This is a genomic window from Streptosporangium sp. NPDC050284, from assembly GCF_044459525.1.
In the GTDB taxonomy this organism is placed as follows: domain Bacteria; phylum Actinomycetota; class Actinomycetes; order Streptosporangiales; family Streptosporangiaceae; genus Streptosporangium.
Window position 1 is genome coordinate 339,150 of sequence record NZ_JBITIZ010000002.1, and the last position, 18,830, is coordinate 357,979.

The window sequence follows — 18,830 nt, forward strand, 5'->3', positions numbered from 1 at the left end:
CCGGCCGCTCGCGTTACCGGCCGTGCCCATGGTCACGAGCCCTGCCGCCGCAGTTCCCCCTCCAGCGCGTCGAGCCATCCGCCGGTGCCGCGTTCCCTCCATTCCGGCTTCTCGTGGCCGTCGAGGAAGGCGTCGTGCTCGGTGAGGACCAGCCGGGTGCCCGCGCCCTCGGGGACGAACTCCACCGTGGTGAACGAGACCGTGGCCAGATCATCCCCAACGGAGAGGGTGGAGGTGTAGACGATCCGCTCGTCCGGGACGATGTCCTGGTACGAGGACTCGAACGTCGTGCCAGGACCGTGCTCCGGTCCGCCTCGGTTGACCTCCTTGCCGCCGACCCGGAAGTCGAGGTCGTGCTTCCCGTCGGGGGCGGCGAACCACCGGGCCTTCGCCACCGGATCGGCCCACGCGGCGAACACCCGGGAGGGGGAAACGTCGTACACCCGCTCCAGGGTGAACGTGGCATGCGTGACAGAACCATCGGCCATGATCTTCTCCTTGTTCCGGTCGTTCCGGGTTTCGATATCCCGGCTCACTCGTTCAGCAGGTCGCCGAGCCGGTCGAGCCGGTGCTCCCAGGTGGTGCGCTGCCCGACGAGCCAGCTCTCGGCCGTCCGCAGCACGTCCGGCTCGACGTGACAGGTGCGGACCCTTCCGACCTTCTCGGTCCGGACCAGACCGCACGCCTCAAGCACCTGCAGGTGCTGCATCACCGCCGGCAGCGACATCTCCAGAGGCCGGGCCAGCTCACTCACCGACGAGGGCCCGCGAACCAGCCGCTCGACCATCTCGCGTCGCGTCGCGTCCGCGAGCGCCTGGAACACCCGATCCAGCGAACCACCTTGGTTAAGCATGTACTTAAGTATTGGAGACGAAAGGCGAACAGTCAAGCATCTACTTAAGTATTAATCGTGGGTTTGACCTTGCCGTAGCGTCAACGTTTCCAATGAGGGCATGCGGATCGGCGAGCTCGCCGCGCTGGTCGGGGTGTCCACCCGGACCGTGCGCCACTACCACCACCTGGGTCTTCTCCCCGAGCCCCTGCGCCGACGTCTACGGGGTCCTCTACGTGCTGATGATCATCGCGGCCTGCGTCACCCGGCCCCACGTGGTGACCGCCGAGGAACTGCGTGTCCGCTACGGCATGTACTTCGACCTCCGCGTCCCCCGTCATCTGATCTCCTCGGTGCGGCTGTCGCGCGACTACAACGAGAGCGGCATGATCACCGTGGCGGACCTGCGGCTCAGCGTGGTGGTGTCCTCCCAGACCAACGTGGTCGTCGAGCCGGCCGAGCCGGTCACCGTGGTCCGTCCCCTCGGCGGCCGTGCCGAGGCCACCACGATCCGCTTCTTCACCGACACCCCCGAGGCGCTGCTGAACGCCCTGCGGCCCTCCCCGCACCACAGCGCTCCCTGATCCCCACGCGCCCCGTCCGCATCCGGCGCCGGGCCGTGCCGAGACGCCACGCTTCCCTGTCAAGCTCAGTCAGATCAGGTCAGATCTTGTATTGACTTACATTGTCTTAAATGTAAAGTTTCTTTCGAGAGAGCGCTCTCACGCCTCGTCCTCCTCCCCCCACCCCTCAAGGACCAGCCGTGAGATTCACCATGCTGACCAGCGTGGCGGTACTCGCCGCCGCGCTCGTCGTCCCGTCCCCGACCGCGCAGGCCGCCGCAGTACCCGACCCCGGTCCCGACCCCTCCAAGGCGGCCACAGCCGAACAGGCACTGCGGCGAGACCTCGGCCTCACCCCCACGCAGGCCCGCGTCCGCCAGGCCCACGAGGCCGGGGCGGCCGTGGTGGAGCGGCAGCTTCGCACCCGTCTCGCCGACCGGTTCGCCGGCGCGTGGTTCACCCCCGGCGAGGGGCGGCTGAGCGTCGGCGTCCTGAACCGCGAGGACGCCGACCTCGTCCGCGCGGCGGGCGCGCTGCCGGTGTCCGTGCCTCGCAGCGAGAAGCAACTGGCCACCACGAAGGCCGCGCTCGACCGAGTCGCGGGCTCCGCGGGCAAGGAAATCCACAGCTGGTACGTGGACGTCGCCGCGAACACCGTGGCGGTGTCGGCGGCCGACCGCGCCGCCGCCGAACGTTTCGTCAGGGCGGGCGCCGTCGACGCCGCCGAGGTGCGGATCTCTGTCGGCGAGGCGCCCAAACCCCTGTACGACATCCGTGGCGGCGACCAGTACGTCATCAACGGCAACACGCTCTGCTCGGTGGGCTTCGCGGTCAACAACGGCGGCTTCGTCACCGCCGGGCACTGCGGCCGCACCGGCAGCCCCACCCTCGGCCACAACAACGTCAGCCAAGGCACCTTCGCCGGCTCGTCGTTCCCCGACAACGACTACGCCTGGGTCCGTACCAACGGAAACTGGACACCCCGCCCGTGGGTCAACAACTACGGCGGCGGCAACGTCGCCGTGGCGGGCTCCCGGGAAGCCGTGGTGGGCTCCTCGATCTGCCGGTCCGGGCGCACCACCGGCTGGCGCTGCGGCACCATCCAGGCCAAGAACGTGACCGTCAACTACTCCGGATCCCTGGTCCACGGGCTCACCCAGACCACCGCCTGCGCGGAGGGCGGCGACTCGGGCGGCGCCTGGATCACCGGCGACCAGGCCCAGGGCGTCACCTCCGGCGGCTCCGGCAACTGCTCGACCGGCGGCAACACCTTCTATCAGCCGGTCAACGAGATCCTCGGCGCGTACGGCCTCACCCTGACCACCACCGGCGGGGGCGGCGGACGGCTCATCGGCTGGCAGGACAAGTGCATCGACGTGCCCGGCAGCAACGCCGCCGACGGGCAGCGCCTGCAACTGTGGGACTGCAACGGCACCGCCGCGCAGAACTGGACGTTCCCCGGCGACGGCACCGTCCGCGCCTTCGGCCTCTGCATGGACGTGGCCTGGGGCTCCACCGCCAACGGCGCCGCCATCCAGCTCGCCACCTGCAGCGGAAACCCGGCGCAGCAGTTCGTCCTCAGCGGCGCGGGTGACCTGGTCAACCCGCAGGCCAACAAGTGCGTGGACGTCACCGGCTTCGGCGGCAGCGGCACCCCGCTGCAGCAGTGGGAGTGCAACGGCGGCGCCAACCAGAAGTGGCGGCGAGGCTGACCACCCGCGGGACACCGCCGGGGCGGTAAGCGTTCTCACCGGTTCGCACCGCCCCGGCACCGCGCCGTTTCACCCACCGCCGGATACGCGGTGGAAGTCCCCACCGCGCATCCGGCGGCGCGCGGTGGGGACACGCGGTGCGCGCCCCCACCGCACCGGCCACCCAACACCACGATCTTGACGGGAGGTCACGACCAGGCGCCGGTGGCGGCGACCCGGGCCGCGTAGTCCTCGAACGCGACCGGAGGACGGCCGAGCACCCGCTCGACCCCGTCGACGGGCTCGGCCGTGTGACCGGCGCGGTGCAGGGCGAACAGGGCGTTCAGCGCGTCGGCCGCGACCTCCGGATATCCCTCCGCGAGCAGCTCGGCCCGGTAGGCCTCCGGGGTCAGCTCGACGTACTCGATGGACCGGCCCGCCGCCCGCGCGATGATCTCGACGGCCGCGCCGAAGGTCACCCCGCGCGGCCCCGACAGGTCGTACGTCAGCCCCGCGTGCCCGTCCCTCGTCAGCGCGGCCACGGCGACCGCGGCGACGTCGTCGGCGTCGATGAACGGCTCGGGCACCTCGCCGATCGGCAACGCCAGCCTCCCCGCCCGCAGCGGCGCGTGCCACAGGTCCTCGTCGAAGTTCTGGTTGAAGTTGTTCGCCCGCAGGATCGTCCACTCCGCCCCCGAGTCGCGTACGGCCCGCTCCGCGGCGGCCATGCCCTGGCCGAAGTCCTCGCCGACCAGGTCCATGCCCCGGCCGGACAGCACCACGAAACGCTTGACGTCCGTGGCGCTCTCGACGAAGCCGCGGATCGGGGTGGGGTCGTCGGGCGCCACCAGGTATACCGCCTCGGCGCCTCGCAGCGCGTTCTCCCAGGTGGTGGGCTCGGACCAGTCGAAGCGAACCTCGCTGGAACGGGAGGCGGGCCGCACCCGCTCCCCCTCCGCGCGCAGTCGCCGCACCACCCGGCGGCCGGTCTTGCCCGTCGCGCCCAGAATCAGGATCTCTCTCATGTCACAGAGCCAACCGCGCGGGGAGCCGCCCGCACATGGCCGGACGTACGCCGCGCCTGTCCGATCGTCCCACTGTCGCGGCACCCTGGACGCAGGCCATCCTGGTCCGATCGTCCCGTTGTCGCGATGCCCCGGGCGCAGGCCGCACCCGTGCGATCGTCCGGTTATCGTGGGCGCCATGGACCCGTACGACGACCTGTTGCGGGGGGTGCGCGGCGAGGGGGCCGTCTTCGGCGCGTCGGTGCTGTCGCCGCCGTGGGCGCTCAGGTTCGCCGACGGTCCCTCCCTGACGCTCCTCGTCCCCCTGCGCGGCGAGGGGTGGATCGTCCGGGGAGACGACGCCCGGCAGGTGCGACTTGGCGAGGCGGCGATCGTGCGCGGGCCGGAGCCCTTCGTCGTCGCGGACACCGGCGCACCGCGGCCACTCGTCCTCGCGGACGCCCACGCACCCAGCCCACTCGTCGCGGACACCGGCACACCGCGGCCTTCCGTTTTCGCGGGGACCGGCGCACCGCGCCCTGCCGGGGAGGTTCCCCCCGAAGGGGCCGTCGCCGGAGACCTGACCGGCCGGACCATCCTGCTGGCGGGGTCGTACCGGGTGAACGGCGAGGTGGCCCGCCGCCTGGTCCGGGTGCTGCCCCCCGTGCTCGTCGTACCGGACGATCATGATTGCAGCAGTATGGGCGCCTACCTGGAGGCGCAGCTCCTCTCCGGTCGCCCGGGGCACCAGATCGTGCTGGACCGGCTGCTCGACTGGTTGCTGGTGTGCACGCTACGCGACTGGTTCGACCGGCCAGAAGCGGTGAGTCCCGGCTGGTACACCGCCCTGAACGACGACGTGGTCGGCCCGGCCCTGCGCGCCATCCATGAGGCCCCGTCCAGGCCGTGGACGCTCGCCTCCCTCGCCACCGCCGCGAGCGTCTCGCGCACCACCCTGGCCAGGCGGTTCACCGGACTCGTGGGCGAGCCGCCGATGACGTACCTGACAGAGTGGCGGATGGCGCTCGCCGCCGACATGCTGGCCGAACCCGCCGCGACGGTCGCCACGGTGGCGCGCAGGGTGGGCTACTCCGACGCGTTCGGCTTCAGTTCGGCGTTCAAGCGCGTCCTGGGCGTGAGCCCGAGCGTCTACCGCGACGGCGTCACCGTCCGGACCGGAGAGGCGGCGAGCGCCGGGCGTCCCGGTTCCCCCTGAGGCGGAGGCATCGGAGACCTGCCACCGAGGCGGCGTCCCTGAGACGGCGTGCCTCCTGGGCAGGAGGCGAACGGCGCGGTGTTCGCCCCCTCGTTCCCGGCGCCCATCAGCGCCGGTGCAGGTAGTGGTGGGTGACGAGCGCGGCGGCACACGCCAGGACGATCATCCCGAACCCGATTCCGATGAAAACGTTGAGGTCGGAGGTGGAGGTCACGATGTTGCAGACCACACCGACCATCAGCAGAGTCCACAGCACGGGACGCACCATGCCGCTCCGGGCGTCGGCGGGCCGCGTCGAAGGCGGCGTCTCGAAGGTGTTGGAAACGCGGTGGGAAGGGTCGGTCACGGCGTGCTCCTTGGTCGAACCGTTCGTCATGCTCCGACGCTACGAACCGCCGCCGCCCCCGGCGATCCCGCCGACGAGACAGGCGAGGTACAGCAGGCTGTACTTCTCGGCCCGCGACCTGACGGCGCCCGGACGGTGCCCTATCGTCTGGCCGAGGAGGTGTGAATGTCGATCCACGAGTCCCCTGCCGGCCGCAAGCCGGCGGTGTTCGCCCGTGCCCGTACCGTCCTGGACGCGTTCGAACACCTCGTCGGCGGGCTGGGCACCACGGTCCTCGCCCTCGTCGCTCTCCTGCTGCTCGCCGCCACCGCGCTCGCCTGCCTCGTCGGCGTGGGCGTGTTTCTGGCACCCACCGCGCTGCGCGGGCTGCGTGCCGTCGCCGACCGGGAGCGCGCGAGGCTCTCCCGCTGGGGGCCGGAGATCATCGGCCCGGGGCCGGTGCCGTCCGGCCTGCGTGCCGCCCTCGCCGATCCGGCCACGCGCCGGGAGCTGGGCTGGGTGGTCGTCCACTCGACCCTCGGTCTGTTCCTCGGCCTGGCCGGTCTCACGATCTTCTTCAGCGCGGTGACCGACACCACCTTCCCGCTGTGGTGGCGGCTGCTGCCTCCGGAGGAGGCGGCCACCTCCGCCATGGGGCTCTGGACCGTGCGGGACCTGCCAGGCGCCCTCGGGGTGAGCCTGCTCGGCCTGGGATGGATCGTCCTCGCCGTGCTCCTCATACCGGGGATGGCGCGACTGCAGGCATGGCCCGGCCGGCGGCTCCTGACGACCGACCCGGGCACCGACCTCGCGCTGCGGGTCGCGCAGCTCACCGCGACCCGCGCGGCGGCGCTGGACGCGCACGCCGCCGAGCTGCGGCGGATCGAACGGTCGCTGCACGACGGGACCCAGAACCGGATCGTCGCCGTCACCATCCTGCTCGGCGCGGCCCGTCGTGCGCTGGCGCGCGACCCGTCCGGCGCCGAGGCCATCCTCGACCGCGCCCAGGACGCCGCCGAGCAGGCGCTCGTCGAGCTTCGCGCGGTCGCCCGCGGCATCCTGCCTCCGGTGCTGACCGACCGGAGCCTCGTCGACGCACTGACCGGGCTGGTCACCACCTGCCCGGTGCCCTGCCGGCTCGACGCAGACCTTCCCAGCCGCTGCGCCGCCTCCGTCGAGGCCACCGCCTACTTCGTGGTGGCCGAGGCGCTCACCAACATCGCCAGGCACAGCCACGCCGGTCACGCGACCGTCATGGTCCGCCGCCGCGACGACCGGCTGCACCTTCAGATCACCGACGACGGCCGCGGAGGAGCCGACGAGCACGGCGGGTCCGGACTCGTCGGCATCCGCCGCCGTACCGAAGCACATGATGGGACGCTCATGCTGACCAGTCCCCCCGGCGGGCCCACCGTCCTTGAGGTGAGCCTGCCATGCGGATCGTGATCGCCGAGGACGACCCGCTCCTGCGCGAAGGGCTCGCGCTGCTGCTGCGCGCGGAGTCGCTCGACGTCGTGGCCACCGCCGCCGAGCCCGACGGGTTCCTCGCCGCCGTCGACGCCCACGAGCCGGATGTCGCCATCGTCGACGTCCGGATGCCACCGACCCACACCGACGAGGGGATCGTCGCGGCCGTCGAGGCCAGGCGCCGCAGACCCGGCCTGGCCGTGCTCGTGCTGTCCGCGTACGTCGAACAGGCCTTCGCCACCGAGCTGCTCGCCCAGGGCAGCGCCCACCTCGGATACCTCCTCAAGGAGCGGGTCGGACGCGTCGACGAGTTCCTGAACGCGCTGCACCGGGTGGCGGGGGGAGGCACGGCGATCGACCCCGAGGTCGTCGCGCAACTCTTCGCCCGCACCCGGTCCGACGACCGGCTGGACCGCCTCAGTCCCCGCGAACGCGACGTCCTCGCCCTGATGGCCGAAGGACTGGGCAACACCGCCATCGCCGAGAGGCTCTTCGTCACCGACGGCGCCGTCCACAAGCACATCCGCAGCATCTTCGCCAAGCTCGACCTGGCGCCCGCGGACCGGGCGGACCGGCGCGTCACCGCCGTCCTGCGCTATCTCGAAGACGCCCAGCGCCGAGCCTGACCACCGGCCGTTCCGCTTTCGAGGATCGCGGCGATCCCGATGCCGATCAGGATGAGCCGCGTGCCGACGACGCCGTCCCGGAACGCCAGGGAGTAGATCAGCAGCGCGACGGCGAGGGCGGAGACGATGGCGAGGACCGACACCTGCGTCCCGCTCAAGGACAGCGACACGATCGCGATGGCCGCCGCGGTGCTCGCCGCCGAGCTGATGCCGATGACGTCGGGGCTGGCCAGCGGGTTGCGGAGCATCGTCTGAAAGGTGACACCGGCCAGGCCGAAGCCGAAGCTCACGACCACGACCACGGCGAGGACGGCCCTCGGCAACCGGAGCCGTCCGACCGTGAAGGACGCACCCGGAACCTGCTCGCCGAGGATGACCCGCACCACGTCGCGGGGCGGGTAGAACGTCTGCCCGGCCATCAAGGTCACGGCGAACCCGGTGACGACGAGCGCCACCAGCGTCACGACGACGAGGCGGCGACGGGAGGCACGCCGGCGGCGACCGTGGGCGTCGACCGGCCCCGCCGCGAGGGCGGGCAGCGTGCGGGTCTCCCTGGTCATGGATGGACGCGGTGCGGCACAAGCGACATTTCTCCACCCCAATACCGGACGGCAGGACAACACGCTCGGGAAGAAGCACTGGTCAGAGCGACTCCGTCCGCCTCCTGCCCATGAGCCTCAGATGTGGTCGTCGTTCGGTAAGGGCAGGGAAGGCATCGAGCCTACGGCGCGGTGAGAGGTTCCGCCTGATAGGCCCGGTGCAGTAGCGACACAAAGGACGGCGCTTCCGGCAGGGACACCGAGCCGATCCGACGCACCGTCACACCCGGCGTCCACGAGTTCATGACCACGGCCCCGGCCAGCGTCGGCAGGTCGGCGATCCTCACCTCCAGGACGCGCTGGGGCACACCGAGGCGGTCCAGCTGTCGGCGGACGATGTTCATCGTCGTGCCGTGCAGCATCTCGGCCTCGGGCCACACCACCTCGGCGCCGTCCCAGAAGGCCAGGTTCCAGATCGACCCCTCGCTGAGCCGTGCCCGGCGGTCGACGAAGGCGGCGTCGTCGAAGCCTTCGCCGACGGCCTGACGGAGAAGGTACGTCTTCGCCACCTCTCCGACGTGTTTCACTGCGGGGAGGAACCGTTCGTGCTCGACCGCCGCCAGCGCGAGCGGGCCGCGCGGGCCGGACGTGGCCGGTCCGGTGCGTACCAGCAGTTCGGGCTCCACGTCGGGCCCTGCCACGGTGAACTCCCCCGCCGGGGAGTACACGGTGACCGTCAGCGAGAGGTCGGCAGGACCGGACCGCAGTGCCGCCCGCATGCGGGTCAGCACCCGATCGTCGGGCAGCGCCCGGCCGAACAGCTCCGTGGAGGCGGACCGCAGTCGCTCCAGGTGGAGGTCGAGGCCCCGTATCCGGCCACCACGCACCTGCGCGGCGGTGAAATGGGCGTAGCCCGCGAAGGCGAGCGGCGCCAACTCCTCGGCACTCACCGCGCGGCCGTCACGGTGCACAACAAAAGCGGACATGCGTCACTCCAACGGGACAGGTCAGAAGGGGAGCACTGACGATCACGCGGACACCCGGGCCGGAATGTCCGTTCACGAGGCGACGTTAGAGGTTCACATCGATGGAAAGGTCAACCCCGGCCGGGGAGGTCACATGCTGATCGGAGAGCTGTCCCGACGTACCGGGGTGACCCCGAGGTTGCTGCGCTACTACGAGGCGCAGGGGTTGCTCGACGTCAACCGTGGTCCGAACGGCTATCGCCACTACGGCGAGGACTCCGTGGTCGTCGTGCGGCAGGTGCGCGCTCTGCTGAAGGCGGGCCTGTCCACCGAGGTGATCCGTTCCGTGCTGCCGTGCGCGCGGGGCGAGCGCCCGGAGTTCGACTGGTGCGCGGACCTGTGGGACATCCTGAACGGGGAACTGGCGGCGATGGACGAGCGTATCGACGACCTTCAGCGTAGCCGTGGCGCCCTCGCCGACTACCTGACGAAGCCCTGAGCCCCCACACGGGGGGGGAAGCCCGGCCGCCGCGCGGAGGCCCGTGCGCCCGCTCCGTCGTCGGCGGGGTTCTCGAATGGTTTGAGACTCAGGCCCCCCACCGCCGTGTGACCGCACCGGTCGTTCAGGGGGGAGCGGCCCCTTCCGCGCGTCCGATCACCTCGTGGGCGCTCCTGGCGACCGCCGCGTCGATGAACCGGCCCCTGGCGTCGAGTGCGACGCCGCCCGTCTCGGCCAGGCGGCGGACCAGGTCGCGGGCCTCCTCCAGTTCCTCGGGCGACGGGGTGAAGACCTCGTTGATCAGCGGGAGCTGGCGGGGCGACAGCGCGGTGCGGGCACGGAACCCCTGCCGCAGCAGGGTGCGGGTGCCCGCCAGCAGCGCCTCCGTGTCACGGACGGCGGTCTCGACCGGGCCGACCGGCGGCAGGATCCCGGCCGCCGCCGACGCGACGACGATCCGTGACCGGATCGGCCAGAGTTCCTCACGCTCGGGACCCGGGCGCAACCCCAGCTCACCGGCGAGGTCGGCCTCTCCCACGCCGAGCCGTACCACCCGGGGCGACGCCGCGACACGTTCGGCCTGCACGACCCCGGAGGCCGACTCGATCAGCGCGAGCAGGGCGAACGTGCCCGGCGCGAGGTCGCGGACCGTCTCGGCCTCGGTGAGCAGGGCGTCGGCGAGTTCCAGCAGCGCGGGTTCGGCCTTCGGGACCACGATCCCCTTCAGCCCCGGTACGGCCACCGCCGCGATGTCCGCCTCCGGGGTGTCGGCGTTGACGCGTACCCAGACCTCGCCGGGCAGTTCCGGGATCGCGGCGGCGGCGTTCTTCCTGGCGGCGGCCTTCGCTCCGGGCGCGACCGCGTCCTCCAGGTCGAGGATGAGCGCGTCGGCCCCGCGACCCGCGGCCTTGGCGAGCCTGTCCTCCTGGTCCGCGGGGACGTAGAGGTAGCTGCGCGGGGTCATGCGCCGGTCGGCCTGGCCAGGTAGCGGCCCTGCGGGCTGCCGGTGACCTTGCCGTCGGCGAGCACCCGGTGGCCGCGCAGGAACGTGTCGGTGACCCGGGCGTTGAGCTCGAAGCCCTCGAACGGGGTGTACTCCTGCGTCGACTCGGAGTCGGCCGCGCGCACCGTCCAGGTGGAGTCGGGGTCGACCAGGCAGAAGTCGGCGTCCAGGCCCTCGGCGACGGCACCCTTGGTGCGCAGGCCGAACCGCCTGGCGGGGTTCCAGGACAGCAGGCGGGCGATCTCGCCGTAGCCGAGACCGCGCCTGGAGCCCTCGGTGACCAGGCCGGGCAGCAGGTACTCGGCGCCGCCGAAGCCCGACTTGGCGACGAAGACGTCCTCGCGGGGGTCGCCGAACTTCTGCTCGTCGCGGCAGCAGGCGTGGTCGCTCACGACCCAGTCGACCTTGCCGTCGAGCACGTGGCCCCACAGGGCCTCGACGTCCTCGCGGGGGCGCAGCGGCGGGTTGACCTTGCCGCCGATGCCGCTCGCGGTGGTGATGTCGGCCAGCAGGTGGCCGATGGTGACCTCGCGGCGGAAGTCGATGTGCGGGAACGCCTCGGCCATGCGCAGGGCGGCGTCCATCGCCTTCGCCGACGACAGGTGCAGCAGGTTGATCGTCGGCAGGCCGGTCTCGTGCGCGAGGTAGGAGGCGATGCTGACGGCGAGGCCCTCGGAGTGGGGCGGGCGGGAGGCACTGTAGGCGGCGAGACCGGTGAGGGTGCCCTCCTCCTCGACCATCTTCGTGTACGCCGTCATGATCTCGGCCGTCTCGCAGTGCAGCGAGAGTGAGATCTCGTCGGCGAGGTCGGGGAACTGCTGCCGGGCGGCCTGGATGCCGCGCATGACGAACTCGAAGTGGGCGACGTCGTACCGCTCGTCCTTCGGGATCATCAGGAAGGAGTTCTGGTCGGCCGAGCGGCCGTGCAGGCCGTGGCTGCCGTAGAACATGAACACCTTGAACGAGGTGACGCCGTGGTCGCGGACCAGCGACGGGATCTCCTCGATGTGGCGGCGCATCATCGGGGCCAGGTGGAAGGCGTAGTCGACGAAGGCCCTGCCGTCGGAGGCGGCGAGCACCTCGGGGAAGACCTCGGCGTACTCGCCGCCCTTGTTGAGGTAGTACTGCCCGGTGCGCATGTACGTCAGGGCGGAGGTAACGCCGCCCTGCGCGCAGGCGCGGCTCTCGGTCTCGGTGTCCACGGAGAGCGGGTTGTAGATGCCCCAGTGCTGGTGGGCGTCCACGACGCCGGGGAAGGCGAGCCTTCCGCCGCCGTCGATCACCGAGCGACCCTCGGCAGGGTCGATGCCGGGCGCGACGCGGGCGATGCGCCCGTCGAGCACCGCGATGTCGGCGTCCGTCGGCTCGGCGTGGTCGTGGTGGACGACCCGGACGTTCTTGATGATCAGGTCAAACGAGGTCACAGGGAGACTCCTTCAAGGTGGGTGAGCGGGCGCAGCACGTCGGCGACGCCGGGCAGCCGGTCGAGTGCGAGCACCTGGTCGCGGACGGTCTCCGCGGCCTCGTCCGGCAGGCGGCCCGAGACGTTCTCACGGAACTTGCGTGACAGCTCGGCGTCCGAGAGCGGCCTGGCCGGACCGCCCCGGTTGGCGAGCACCTCCTCGGTCCACTCGCGACCGTCGTCGGTGCGCACCCGGACCACGGCCGGGAACTGGTGGGGGTAGATCTCGTCGCACCGCTCGTCGGCGACGACGTCGACCTTCGCCATCAGTGCCCGTCTCCACGGGTCCCTGGCGAGGTCGTCGGTGAAGTCGTCCAGTCCCACACCGAGGCCGGAGCCTCCGACGAGCCCGGCGACCACCGCGTAGGGGCCGCTGAACTGGGCCTGGTAGCCGGTCTCGGGGGCGCGCTTGCCGCTGATCGGCTGGCCGATCGTGCGGATCACCGCGTAGGGCACCCGGAGTTCGATGTGCTCGATCCGGTCGAGCGGCAGGCCCCGCGCGCGCAGTGCGAGCCCGGCGTCGATGGCGGTGTGGGTGAAGTGGTTGGCCGGATAGGGCTTGAAGAAGACGCCCGGCACCGCCCAGCGGTCGCCGAGTCCGTCGAGCACCTGCGACAGGTCGGTCTTGTCGTCGCGGATGAACGCCTCGAAGAAGCCGAACCGGCCCTCCAGCACGGTCGGCGGACCGGTGAAACCCCGCCCGACCAGCGACGCGGCGGTGACGGCCGAGTGGGCGGCCCACCCGCAGTGCAGCCGCTTCACGGTGCCGCCGGTGCGGTTGGCCTCGATGATGCCCGAGGCGAACGAGGCGGCGACGCCCAGCGCGTCGCGTACGCCGTCCTCGCCCAGGCCCATGAGCAGGGCCGCCGCGGCGGCGCCGCCCATCGTGCCGCAGATGGAGGTGGCGTGCTGGCCGTGTTCGAAGAAGACCGAGTTGCCGAGCGTGGTGTCGTAGCCGGCCATGCCGAGCCGGACCGTGATCTCCAGTCCGGCCGCGATCGCCGCGACCGTGTCGGCGCCCGAGGCCCCCGAGGCCTGCGCGGCGGCGAGCGCGGCCGGGATCACCCCGGCGCTCGGGTGCAGCACCGAGGGCAGGTGGGTGTCGTCGTAGTCGAGCGAGTGCGCCAGCACGCCGTTCGCGAACGCGGCCTGCGCGGCGGGCAGCGCCTGGGTGACCCCGACGGCGTACGCCTCGGGCCGCCCGCCCTGGTCCGCGACGTAGCCGGAGGCGGCCACGCTGGTCGGCAGCCGGTAGGCGGCCACGCACAGCCCGAGCACGTCGAGCACCCGCTGCCGTACGCTGGCGATCACGTCGGCGGGCGGTTGGCCGCTCAGGGTGGCGGCGGCGAACCTGGCGAGTTCGGCCGCGAGGATCGGCTCACCCACGGCTCACCACCGCCAGCGGGCGGACCGGCGAGCCGGTGGCGCCGAAGATGGGCAGCGGGGCGAGCACGAACGTGAACTCGTGCACCCCCGCGGCGGCGAGTTCCTCCAGGTCGAGGGTCTCGATGATGTAGACGCCGCGTTCGACCAGGAGCACCCGGTGGGCGGGGAGCACGCTGTGGCCGCTGCCGGGTTTGAGGCATTCGAAGGCGATCGTGTCGGCGCCCGCCGCGTGGGCGCCCTGGTCGGCGAGCCAGGTCGCGCCCGCCTCGCCGACACCCGGCACGCCCGAGTCGCGGCCGATGTAGACGTTCCGGTCGGGGTCGCCGAAGAGGCGGCCCCAGCCGCTGCGCACCAGCACCACGTCTCCGGAGGCCAGGGGGGTGCCCTGTCTCGCGACCGTCCTCTCCAGGTCGTCGGGGGTGATCTCGTAACCGGCCTCGCAGCCCTCCGGGATACCGAGGGCGGCGGGCACGTCGAGCAGCACGCCGCGCCGCACCATCGGGGCGATCGTGTGCGCCCCGAGCTCGGCGAACCGGCCGCCGCGGCTCGCCTCGAGGGCGTCGGAGCCGTCGATGAGGCGGCCGTCATGGGAGACGTGGGCGAAGGCGTCGATGTGGGTGCCGACGTGGGTACCCATGCTGATCATGTCGTTGGCGGCGGAGCCGCCGTCGGCACGGACCATGTCGCCGTGGCGGCGGGGCAGCGTGTGCCAGAAGGGGGGGTGGTTCGGTGACTGCGGCATTCCGATGGTCAGCGGACGGCCCAGGTCGTAGATGCCGACCCCGTCGCGGACCGCCTGTAGCAGCGGGTCGGTGGTAGCGGTGCCGCTCACGTCGCCTGGCCTTCCGTTTCCGGTGCTCGCGCCGGTGGTTCCGGCGTCTGTCGTGTGGTTTCCGGTCCTCACGCCGGTGGTTCCGGCGCCTGTCATGCGATCACCTTGCGTACGCGCAGGTCGGCGGTCGTGGCGGCGTCGACCCCGAGCTCCCGCAGGATCTCGTCGGTGTCGGCGCCCAGAGGCCGGCCGGTGAAGCGGACCCGCCCGGGGGCGCCGGGCATCCGCCACATCACGTTGTGCATCAGCACCGAGCCCAGGTCCTCGTCGGGAACGCGGGTGAGCATGCCTGTGCCGGTCACGTGGGGGTCCTCGGCGAGGTCGCGGGCGTCGTACACGGGTGCGGCGGCGGCGCCGACCCGTTCGAACTCGGCCATGACCTCCTCGCGGGTGCGTTCGGCGATCCAGCCTCCGACGTGGGCGTCGAGCAGGTCGGCGTGGGCCGCCCGCTGCCGCCCGGAGGCGAACCACGGTTCGGCGATCACCTCGGGGTGGCCGACCAGCGTCATCACCCGTTCGGCGATGCTCTGGGCGCTGGTGGAGATGGCGACCCAGCTGCCGTCCTTGCAGCGGTAGGTGTTGCGCGGGGAGTTGTTGCCCGACCGGTTGCCCTGGCGGCGGCCGATCACGCCGAGCTGGTCGTAGACGGTGGCGTGGGGACCGACCGCGGTCATGATCGGTTCGAGGAGGTTGATGTCGACGACCTCGCCCCGGCCGGTCCGCTCCCGGGCCCAGAGCGCCATCATCGTCGCCGAGCTGGCCGCGATGCCGCAGATGCTGTCGGCGAGCCCGAACGCCGGGAGGGTCGGGGGGCCGTCGGCCTCGCCCGTGAGGTGGGCGAAGCCGCTCATCGCCTCGGCGAGGGTACCGAACCCGGGGCGGGCCGCGTAGGGGCCCTCCTGCCCGAAGCCGGTGATCCGGACGATCACCAGGCGGGGGTTGATCTCGTGGAGCGTCTCGGGCCCGACGCCCCAGCGTTCGAGGGTGCCCGGCCGGAAGTTCTCCACGACGACGTCGGCCGTCTTCGCCAATTCCAGGAACAGCTGTGCGCCTTCCGGAACGGAAAGGCTCAGTCCGATCGTGCGCTTGTTGCGCGAGATCTCTTTCCACCAGAGCGGGACGCCGTCCTTGGAAGGACCGTGGCCGCGCATACCGTCCCCGGCGACCGGGTGCTCGACCTTCACGACCTCGGCACCTTGGTCTCCGAGGATCTGGCAGCACAGTGGTCCGGCGAGGATGGTCGACGCGTCGATCACCCGCAGACCTGTCAGAGGTCCGTCTTCCACCATCACTCCTTGTTCCGCTATAGCGAACGCCGGTCCGCTCAGAGAGTATGTCAGGCCGGTTGGTGCGGTCAACGTCCTCCCCCTCCGAGCGCCGTCCCGATGGCGTACGCACGGGCCACCCCCGCGGCCAGCGAGGTGCCGCCGCCCGGGTAGTGGTCACCGAAAACGCTCGCGGAGACGTTCCCCGCGGCGAACAGGCCGTCCACGGGGGTGCCACCGGGGGTGATGACCTGTCCGTGGTCGTCGGTGACCACGCCGCCGCAGGTGCCGAAGGTGCCGGGAATGACCGGCACCGCGGTGAACGGTCCTTCGGCCAGCGGCGCGAGGGACGCCGAATCACGTCCGAACCGCCGGTCGGCGCCCGCGAGGGCGTCGGCGTTGAACTCCGCGATCGTCTCGGCCAGTACCGACGCGTCGATCCCGCAGGCATGGGCGAGTTCGTGCGGCGTCGAACCGGTGACCGCCCAGGAGGGCGTCTCTCCCGCAGGCATGCCCGCGACCGGGTACCGGGCGCGGTGGGCGGCGTCGTACACGAACCAGGCGGGAAGATGCCGGGGCGCGCCGGTGACGGGATCGGTCTCGCGGAACACCTTCGTCAGGTCGTAGTAGCTCCCCGTCTCGTCGGCGAACCGTCGCCCCGAGCCATTGACCATGATCGAGCCAGGCCGGGTCAGTTCCGCGGTGGCGAGCCGTCCGGTGGGCAGCCCGTCGTAGCTGACCTCGGGGTCACGGAATATGGGCACCCCCCACGAGGCGGTCATGTCGGCGACCGCCGCCCCGGCGCGCAGCGCCATGAGCAGGCCGTCCCCCTCGTTGCCCGGCGCCCCGATCGGGGTGAGCCGGGCGGGCAGGAACGCCTGCTGGAGCGCCGGATCCCATTCGAAGCCGCCACCGGCCAGCACGACCGCCCGGCGTGCGGTGATGTGACCGGAGTCTTCGAAGGTGAGGTCCCACGACCGGCCCGACCGCTCCAGGCCGACGGCACGGGCGCCGAGCAGGAACTCCACGCCACGAGCGCGGGCCGAGACGGCGAGCGAACCGGCGAGCGCCCCGCCCACCGTGCGCACCCCCCGTTCACGGCGCTCGCGGTCGAGCGCGGCGAGGTCGGCGCCGGTGTCCTGCTCCCGTTCCGCCATGGTGAGCCAGGGCAGATAGGTGGGTGGCCGGAGCAGACTCTCCAGTCCCGGGTACGCGGTGACGTCGAACGGCCGGTTGTCGAGGGCCCGGCCCCCGAGCCTGGCACCGGGCAGGTCGGCCCGGTAGTCAGGGCGTTCCAGCGCGAACAGGTCCACGTGGGTCTCGTCGCACAGATAGCGTACGGCCTCCCCGATCTGGCGCAGGAACCACTCAAGGCGGGCGCGCGGCACGGTATCCCGGGTGACCGCGACGAGGTGGCGCAGGGCGCCGTCGACACCGTCGGCGTCGGCGAGGTGGTTGCCCGGCGCCCAGATCACACCGCCCGACACGGCGGTGGTGCCACCGAGCACGGAGGCCCGTTCGACGACGACGACGTGGTGTCCGGCGTCGGCGGCCCTGCAGGCGGCGGTCAGCCCGGCCGCGCCGCTGCCGACGACCAGCACGTCACACGACGCCGGCGGATGATCGAGGGTGGTGAAGTTCATCAGGTCGCCTCCCATGCGGCCCGGTTGACCAGCACGAGGAGTGCGGCCAGCCCGCAGAACGCCGCCGCCAGCAACCAGCCGGCGGCGTACGAGTGATATTGCGCCACTGCTCCCACGAGCAGCGGCCCGAGAATGCCCCCGGCCGCGCCGCCCGACTGCACGACGCCGGACGCGGCGCCCGGCATGGTGGCGTAGGTCTCTGCGACGGTAAGGGCGACCAGGCCGGTCCAGCCCCAGCCGGCGCCGCAGGCCACCAGCGTGCCGACCAGGAACAGCCCCCGTTCGCCGGGAATGAACAGCAGGAACCCGACCCCGCCGAGCGCCATCATCGCGGCGACCGTGAGACGGCCGTACCTGGTACGGCCCAGGGTCAGCCGCACGGCGATGATGACCGCGCTGCTCACGGCGAGCGCGATGCCCGCGAAGGACGGGGACAGGCCGAGCGTGACGCTGTAGTCCACGAAGAAACTGCTCAGCGCGGTCGCGGCGGCCGAACCCAGCAGGAACGCGCCGGTGACCAGCAGCAGGGGCATCAGCGGCTTCAGCTTCACCCGCGCGGGGCGTCCCGCCGAGGCCGGAGCCACCGTGCCGGGCACCCGCATCAGCAGCAGCGCGGCGACCGCGACACCACCCACGAGGAAGACCAGCCGCCAGTGCATCACGGTGGCGAGCAGCGGCAGCGACAGCCCGGCGACCAGCGTCGAGGCCGGGATCGACGAACGTTCGAGGCCGAACGCCATCGGCCGCCGCGACGCCCGCACGTTTTCGACGATCAGCACGGTGCCGATCGAGGCGCCGACCGCCGAGCCGATCCCGCCCACGGCGAGTGCGGCGAGCAGACCGGCCCATGACCCGCCGAACACGGCCACCCCGACGAGGCAGAGGCCGGTCATGATCGCCGACAACCGCAGGGCCCTGCGCGGGCCCACGCGGTCGGCGATCCGGCCGCCCGGGGACATGGCGACCGCACCGACCACGTAGAAGACGCTGACGGTGAGGCCGAGGCCCGCACTGTCGAGGCCGATGTCGTGCCGGATCGCCACGCCCAGGGTGCCCACCAGGTAGGCGGGATACATATAGGTCATGCCGAGCAGCACGGCCAGGACGACCGCCCGACGCGACGTCGGGGAGTCGCTCACCCCTAGATTTCGTCCGCGTAGCTGATGTTCACGTTCGCACGCCAGCCGGTGGCCTCGTCCTGCCCCCACTTGGCTCGCCAGCGAGCGGCGTGGTCGAGGATGACCGGGTCGCCGAAGTGCAGCTTCCCGTCGGCGTGGAAGGCGTCGAGGTCGTCGACGAACATGAGGTCGAAGTGCCGGAAGCTCTCCTCGCCCCGGACGTTCCTCTTCACCACGTAGTTCGCGTAGTCCTGGATGCGGGGGTTCTGGCGGAATGCGGGGTAGTCCACCGAGCGGGTGAACTCGATGTACTCGTTCAGGTCCGATCCGGGCCGGATGTCGTAGGTGAGCAGTACCAGTTTGCGCGCCATGGCGGCGTCTCCTTTGTTCTTTG

General features: G+C 71.8%; 20 protein-coding genes. 6 read left to right on the forward strand and 14 right to left on the reverse strand.

Annotated elements, in window-relative coordinates:
• Positions 1–32 precede the first annotated feature (32 nt).
• Together ACIBH4_RS05850 and ACIBH4_RS05855 are read right to left on the reverse strand one after the other, a co-directional pair.
• On the reverse strand, positions 33–488 hold the full coding sequence (locus tag ACIBH4_RS05850) for an SRPBCC family protein (protein WP_362516607.1): 456 nt from the start codon (positions 486–488) through the stop codon (positions 33–35).
• A 44-nt stretch (positions 489–532) separates the two neighbouring features.
• The gene (locus ACIBH4_RS05855) at positions 533–853 is read right to left on the reverse strand and encodes a metalloregulator ArsR/SmtB family transcription factor (RefSeq protein ID WP_362769446.1); all 321 of its coding nucleotides are present in this window, start codon (positions 851–853) and stop codon (positions 533–535) included.
• Between the two features lie 100 nt (positions 854–953).
• Between ACIBH4_RS05855 and ACIBH4_RS05860 the strand changes: the two genes are divergently transcribed.
• Positions 954–1,511 (forward strand): MerR family transcriptional regulator, encoded by a 558-nt coding sequence (locus tag ACIBH4_RS05860; protein WP_362516903.1) that lies wholly within the window; start codon positions 954–956, stop codon positions 1,509–1,511.
• Positions 1,512–1,595: 84 nt separating this feature from the next.
• Complete coding sequence (locus ACIBH4_RS05865) at positions 1,596–3,107, forward strand: ricin-type beta-trefoil lectin domain protein (RefSeq protein WP_362769449.1); 1,512 nt, start codon at positions 1,596–1,598, stop codon at positions 3,105–3,107.
• Between the two features lie 188 nt (positions 3,108–3,295).
• Here the strand turns inward: ACIBH4_RS05865 and ACIBH4_RS05870 are convergent, their stop codons facing one another.
• Positions 3,296–4,111 carry an NAD(P)H-binding protein gene (locus ACIBH4_RS05870; RefSeq protein WP_362516614.1) on the reverse strand — a complete coding sequence of 272 codons (816 nt, stop codon included), beginning with the start codon at positions 4,109–4,111 and terminating at the stop codon, positions 3,296–3,298.
• Between the two features lie 178 nt (positions 4,112–4,289).
• On the opposite strand from ACIBH4_RS05870, the gene ACIBH4_RS05875 reads away from it, so the two are divergent.
• Entirely contained in the window at positions 4,290–5,306 is a 1,017-nt protein-coding gene (locus ACIBH4_RS05875; protein WP_362516616.1) for an AraC family transcriptional regulator, read from the forward strand.
• Positions 5,307–5,412: 106 nt separating this feature from the next.
• On the opposite strand, the gene ACIBH4_RS05880 is transcribed toward ACIBH4_RS05875, so the two are convergent.
• Positions 5,413–5,682 carry a hypothetical protein gene (locus tag ACIBH4_RS05880; protein ID WP_362516618.1) on the reverse strand — a complete coding sequence of 90 codons (270 nt, stop codon included), beginning with the start codon at positions 5,680–5,682 and terminating at the stop codon, positions 5,413–5,415.
• A gap of 135 nt (positions 5,683–5,817) precedes the next feature.
• Here ACIBH4_RS05880 and ACIBH4_RS05885 point away from each other — a divergent pair, with 135 nt between their 5' ends.
• On the forward strand, positions 5,818–7,077 hold the full coding sequence (locus ACIBH4_RS05885; RefSeq protein ID WP_362769452.1) for a sensor domain-containing protein: 1,260 nt from the start codon (positions 5,818–5,820) through the stop codon (positions 7,075–7,077).
• A complete protein-coding gene (locus ACIBH4_RS05890; protein ID WP_362516622.1) occupies positions 7,065–7,724 on the forward strand; it encodes a response regulator transcription factor in 660 nt (219 codons plus the stop codon). The genes ACIBH4_RS05885 and ACIBH4_RS05890 overlap by 13 nt, the downstream gene beginning before the upstream one ends.
• On the opposite strand, the gene ACIBH4_RS05895 is transcribed toward ACIBH4_RS05890, so the two are convergent.
• Together ACIBH4_RS05895 and ACIBH4_RS05900 are read right to left on the reverse strand one after the other, a co-directional pair.
• Positions 7,694–8,284: an iron chelate uptake ABC transporter family permease subunit gene (locus ACIBH4_RS05895; RefSeq protein WP_362769455.1), complete on the reverse strand. Its 591-nt coding sequence runs from the start codon at positions 8,282–8,284 to the stop codon at positions 7,694–7,696. The two genes, ACIBH4_RS05890 and ACIBH4_RS05895, sit on opposite strands and share 31 nt — an antisense overlap.
• 161 nt (positions 8,285–8,445) lie before the next feature.
• Positions 8,446–9,249: an aminotransferase class IV family protein gene (locus ACIBH4_RS05900; RefSeq protein WP_362516626.1), complete on the reverse strand. Its 804-nt coding sequence runs from the start codon at positions 9,247–9,249 to the stop codon at positions 8,446–8,448.
• A 133-nt stretch (positions 9,250–9,382) separates the two neighbouring features.
• On the opposite strand from ACIBH4_RS05900, the gene ACIBH4_RS05905 reads away from it, so the two are divergent.
• Positions 9,383–9,727: a MerR family transcriptional regulator gene (locus ACIBH4_RS05905; RefSeq protein WP_362516628.1), complete on the forward strand. Its 345-nt coding sequence runs from the start codon at positions 9,383–9,385 to the stop codon at positions 9,725–9,727.
• A 124-nt stretch (positions 9,728–9,851) separates the two neighbouring features.
• Here the strand turns inward: ACIBH4_RS05905 and ACIBH4_RS05910 are convergent, their stop codons facing one another.
• From ACIBH4_RS05910 to ACIBH4_RS05945, 8 genes are all read right to left on the reverse strand, one after another.
• Positions 9,852–10,691, reverse strand: coding sequence for an aldolase/citrate lyase family protein (locus tag ACIBH4_RS05910; RefSeq protein ID WP_362516630.1), 840 nt, complete (start codon positions 10,689–10,691; stop codon positions 9,852–9,854).
• The gene (locus tag ACIBH4_RS05915) at positions 10,688–12,154 is read right to left on the reverse strand and encodes a dihydroorotase family protein (RefSeq protein ID WP_362516633.1); all 1,467 of its coding nucleotides are present in this window, start codon (positions 12,152–12,154) and stop codon (positions 10,688–10,690) included. The genes ACIBH4_RS05910 and ACIBH4_RS05915 overlap by 4 nt, the downstream gene beginning before the upstream one ends.
• Positions 12,151–13,578, reverse strand: coding sequence for an MmgE/PrpD family protein (locus ACIBH4_RS05920; protein WP_362516635.1), 1,428 nt, complete (start codon positions 13,576–13,578; stop codon positions 12,151–12,153). Before ACIBH4_RS05920 ends, ACIBH4_RS05915 begins: the two co-directional genes overlap by 4 nt.
• On the reverse strand, positions 13,571–14,410 hold the full coding sequence (locus tag ACIBH4_RS05925) for a cyclase family protein (RefSeq protein WP_362516637.1): 840 nt from the start codon (positions 14,408–14,410) through the stop codon (positions 13,571–13,573). Before ACIBH4_RS05925 ends, ACIBH4_RS05920 begins: the two co-directional genes overlap by 8 nt.
• Before the next feature lie 92 nt (positions 14,411–14,502).
• Positions 14,503–15,696 carry a CoA transferase gene (locus ACIBH4_RS05930; protein WP_362516640.1) on the reverse strand — a complete coding sequence of 398 codons (1,194 nt, stop codon included), beginning with the start codon at positions 15,694–15,696 and terminating at the stop codon, positions 14,503–14,505.
• Positions 15,697–15,764: 68 nt separating this feature from the next.
• Positions 15,765–17,318 (reverse strand): FAD-dependent oxidoreductase, encoded by a 1,554-nt coding sequence (locus ACIBH4_RS05935; protein ID WP_362769458.1) that lies wholly within the window; start codon positions 17,316–17,318, stop codon positions 15,765–15,767.
• A complete protein-coding gene (locus ACIBH4_RS05940) occupies positions 17,318–18,457 on the reverse strand; it encodes an MFS transporter (protein WP_362516643.1) in 1,140 nt (379 codons plus the stop codon). Before ACIBH4_RS05940 ends, ACIBH4_RS05935 begins: the two co-directional genes overlap by 1 nt.
• Positions 18,458–18,459: 2 nt before the next feature.
• Positions 18,460–18,807: a hypothetical protein gene (locus ACIBH4_RS05945; RefSeq protein ID WP_362516645.1), complete on the reverse strand. Its 348-nt coding sequence runs from the start codon at positions 18,805–18,807 to the stop codon at positions 18,460–18,462.
• Positions 18,808–18,830 lie beyond the last annotated feature (23 nt).

Bases quoted from the DNA above. Each gene is read 5' to 3' on its own strand.
- ACIBH4_RS05850 (WP_362516607.1), bottom strand. From the start codon at position 488: ATGGCCGATGGTTCTGTCACGCATGCCACGTTCACCCTGGAGCGGGTG.
- ACIBH4_RS05855 (WP_362769446.1), bottom strand. From the start codon at position 853: ATGCTTAACCAAGGTGGTTCGCTGGATCGGGTGTTCCAGGCGCTCGCG.
- ACIBH4_RS05860 (WP_362516903.1), top strand. From the start codon at position 954: ATGCGGATCGGCGAGCTCGCCGCGCTGGTCGGGGTGTCCACCCGGACC.
- ACIBH4_RS05870 (WP_362516614.1), bottom strand. From the start codon at position 4,111: ATGAGAGAGATCCTGATTCTGGGCGCGACGGGCAAGACCGGCCGCCGG.
- ACIBH4_RS05875 (WP_362516616.1), top strand. From the start codon at position 4,290: ATGGACCCGTACGACGACCTGTTGCGGGGGGTGCGCGGCGAGGGGGCC.
- ACIBH4_RS05880 (WP_362516618.1), bottom strand. From the start codon at position 5,682: ATGACGAACGGTTCGACCAAGGAGCACGCCGTGACCGACCCTTCCCAC.
- ACIBH4_RS05885 (WP_362769452.1), top strand. From the start codon at position 5,818: ATGTCGATCCACGAGTCCCCTGCCGGCCGCAAGCCGGCGGTGTTCGCC.
- ACIBH4_RS05890 (WP_362516622.1), top strand. From the start codon at position 7,065: ATGCGGATCGTGATCGCCGAGGACGACCCGCTCCTGCGCGAAGGGCTC.
- ACIBH4_RS05895 (WP_362769455.1), bottom strand. From the start codon at position 8,284: ATGACCAGGGAGACCCGCACGCTGCCCGCCCTCGCGGCGGGGCCGGTC.
- ACIBH4_RS05900 (WP_362516626.1), bottom strand. From the start codon at position 9,249: ATGTCCGCTTTTGTTGTGCACCGTGACGGCCGCGCGGTGAGTGCCGAG.
- ACIBH4_RS05905 (WP_362516628.1), top strand. From the start codon at position 9,383: ATGCTGATCGGAGAGCTGTCCCGACGTACCGGGGTGACCCCGAGGTTG.
- ACIBH4_RS05910 (WP_362516630.1), bottom strand. From the start codon at position 10,691: ATGACCCCGCGCAGCTACCTCTACGTCCCCGCGGACCAGGAGGACAGG.
- ACIBH4_RS05935 (WP_362769458.1), bottom strand. From the start codon at position 17,318: ATGAACTTCACCACCCTCGATCATCCGCCGGCGTCGTGTGACGTGCTG.
- ACIBH4_RS05945 (WP_362516645.1), bottom strand. From the start codon at position 18,807: ATGGCGCGCAAACTGGTACTGCTCACCTACGACATCCGGCCCGGATCG.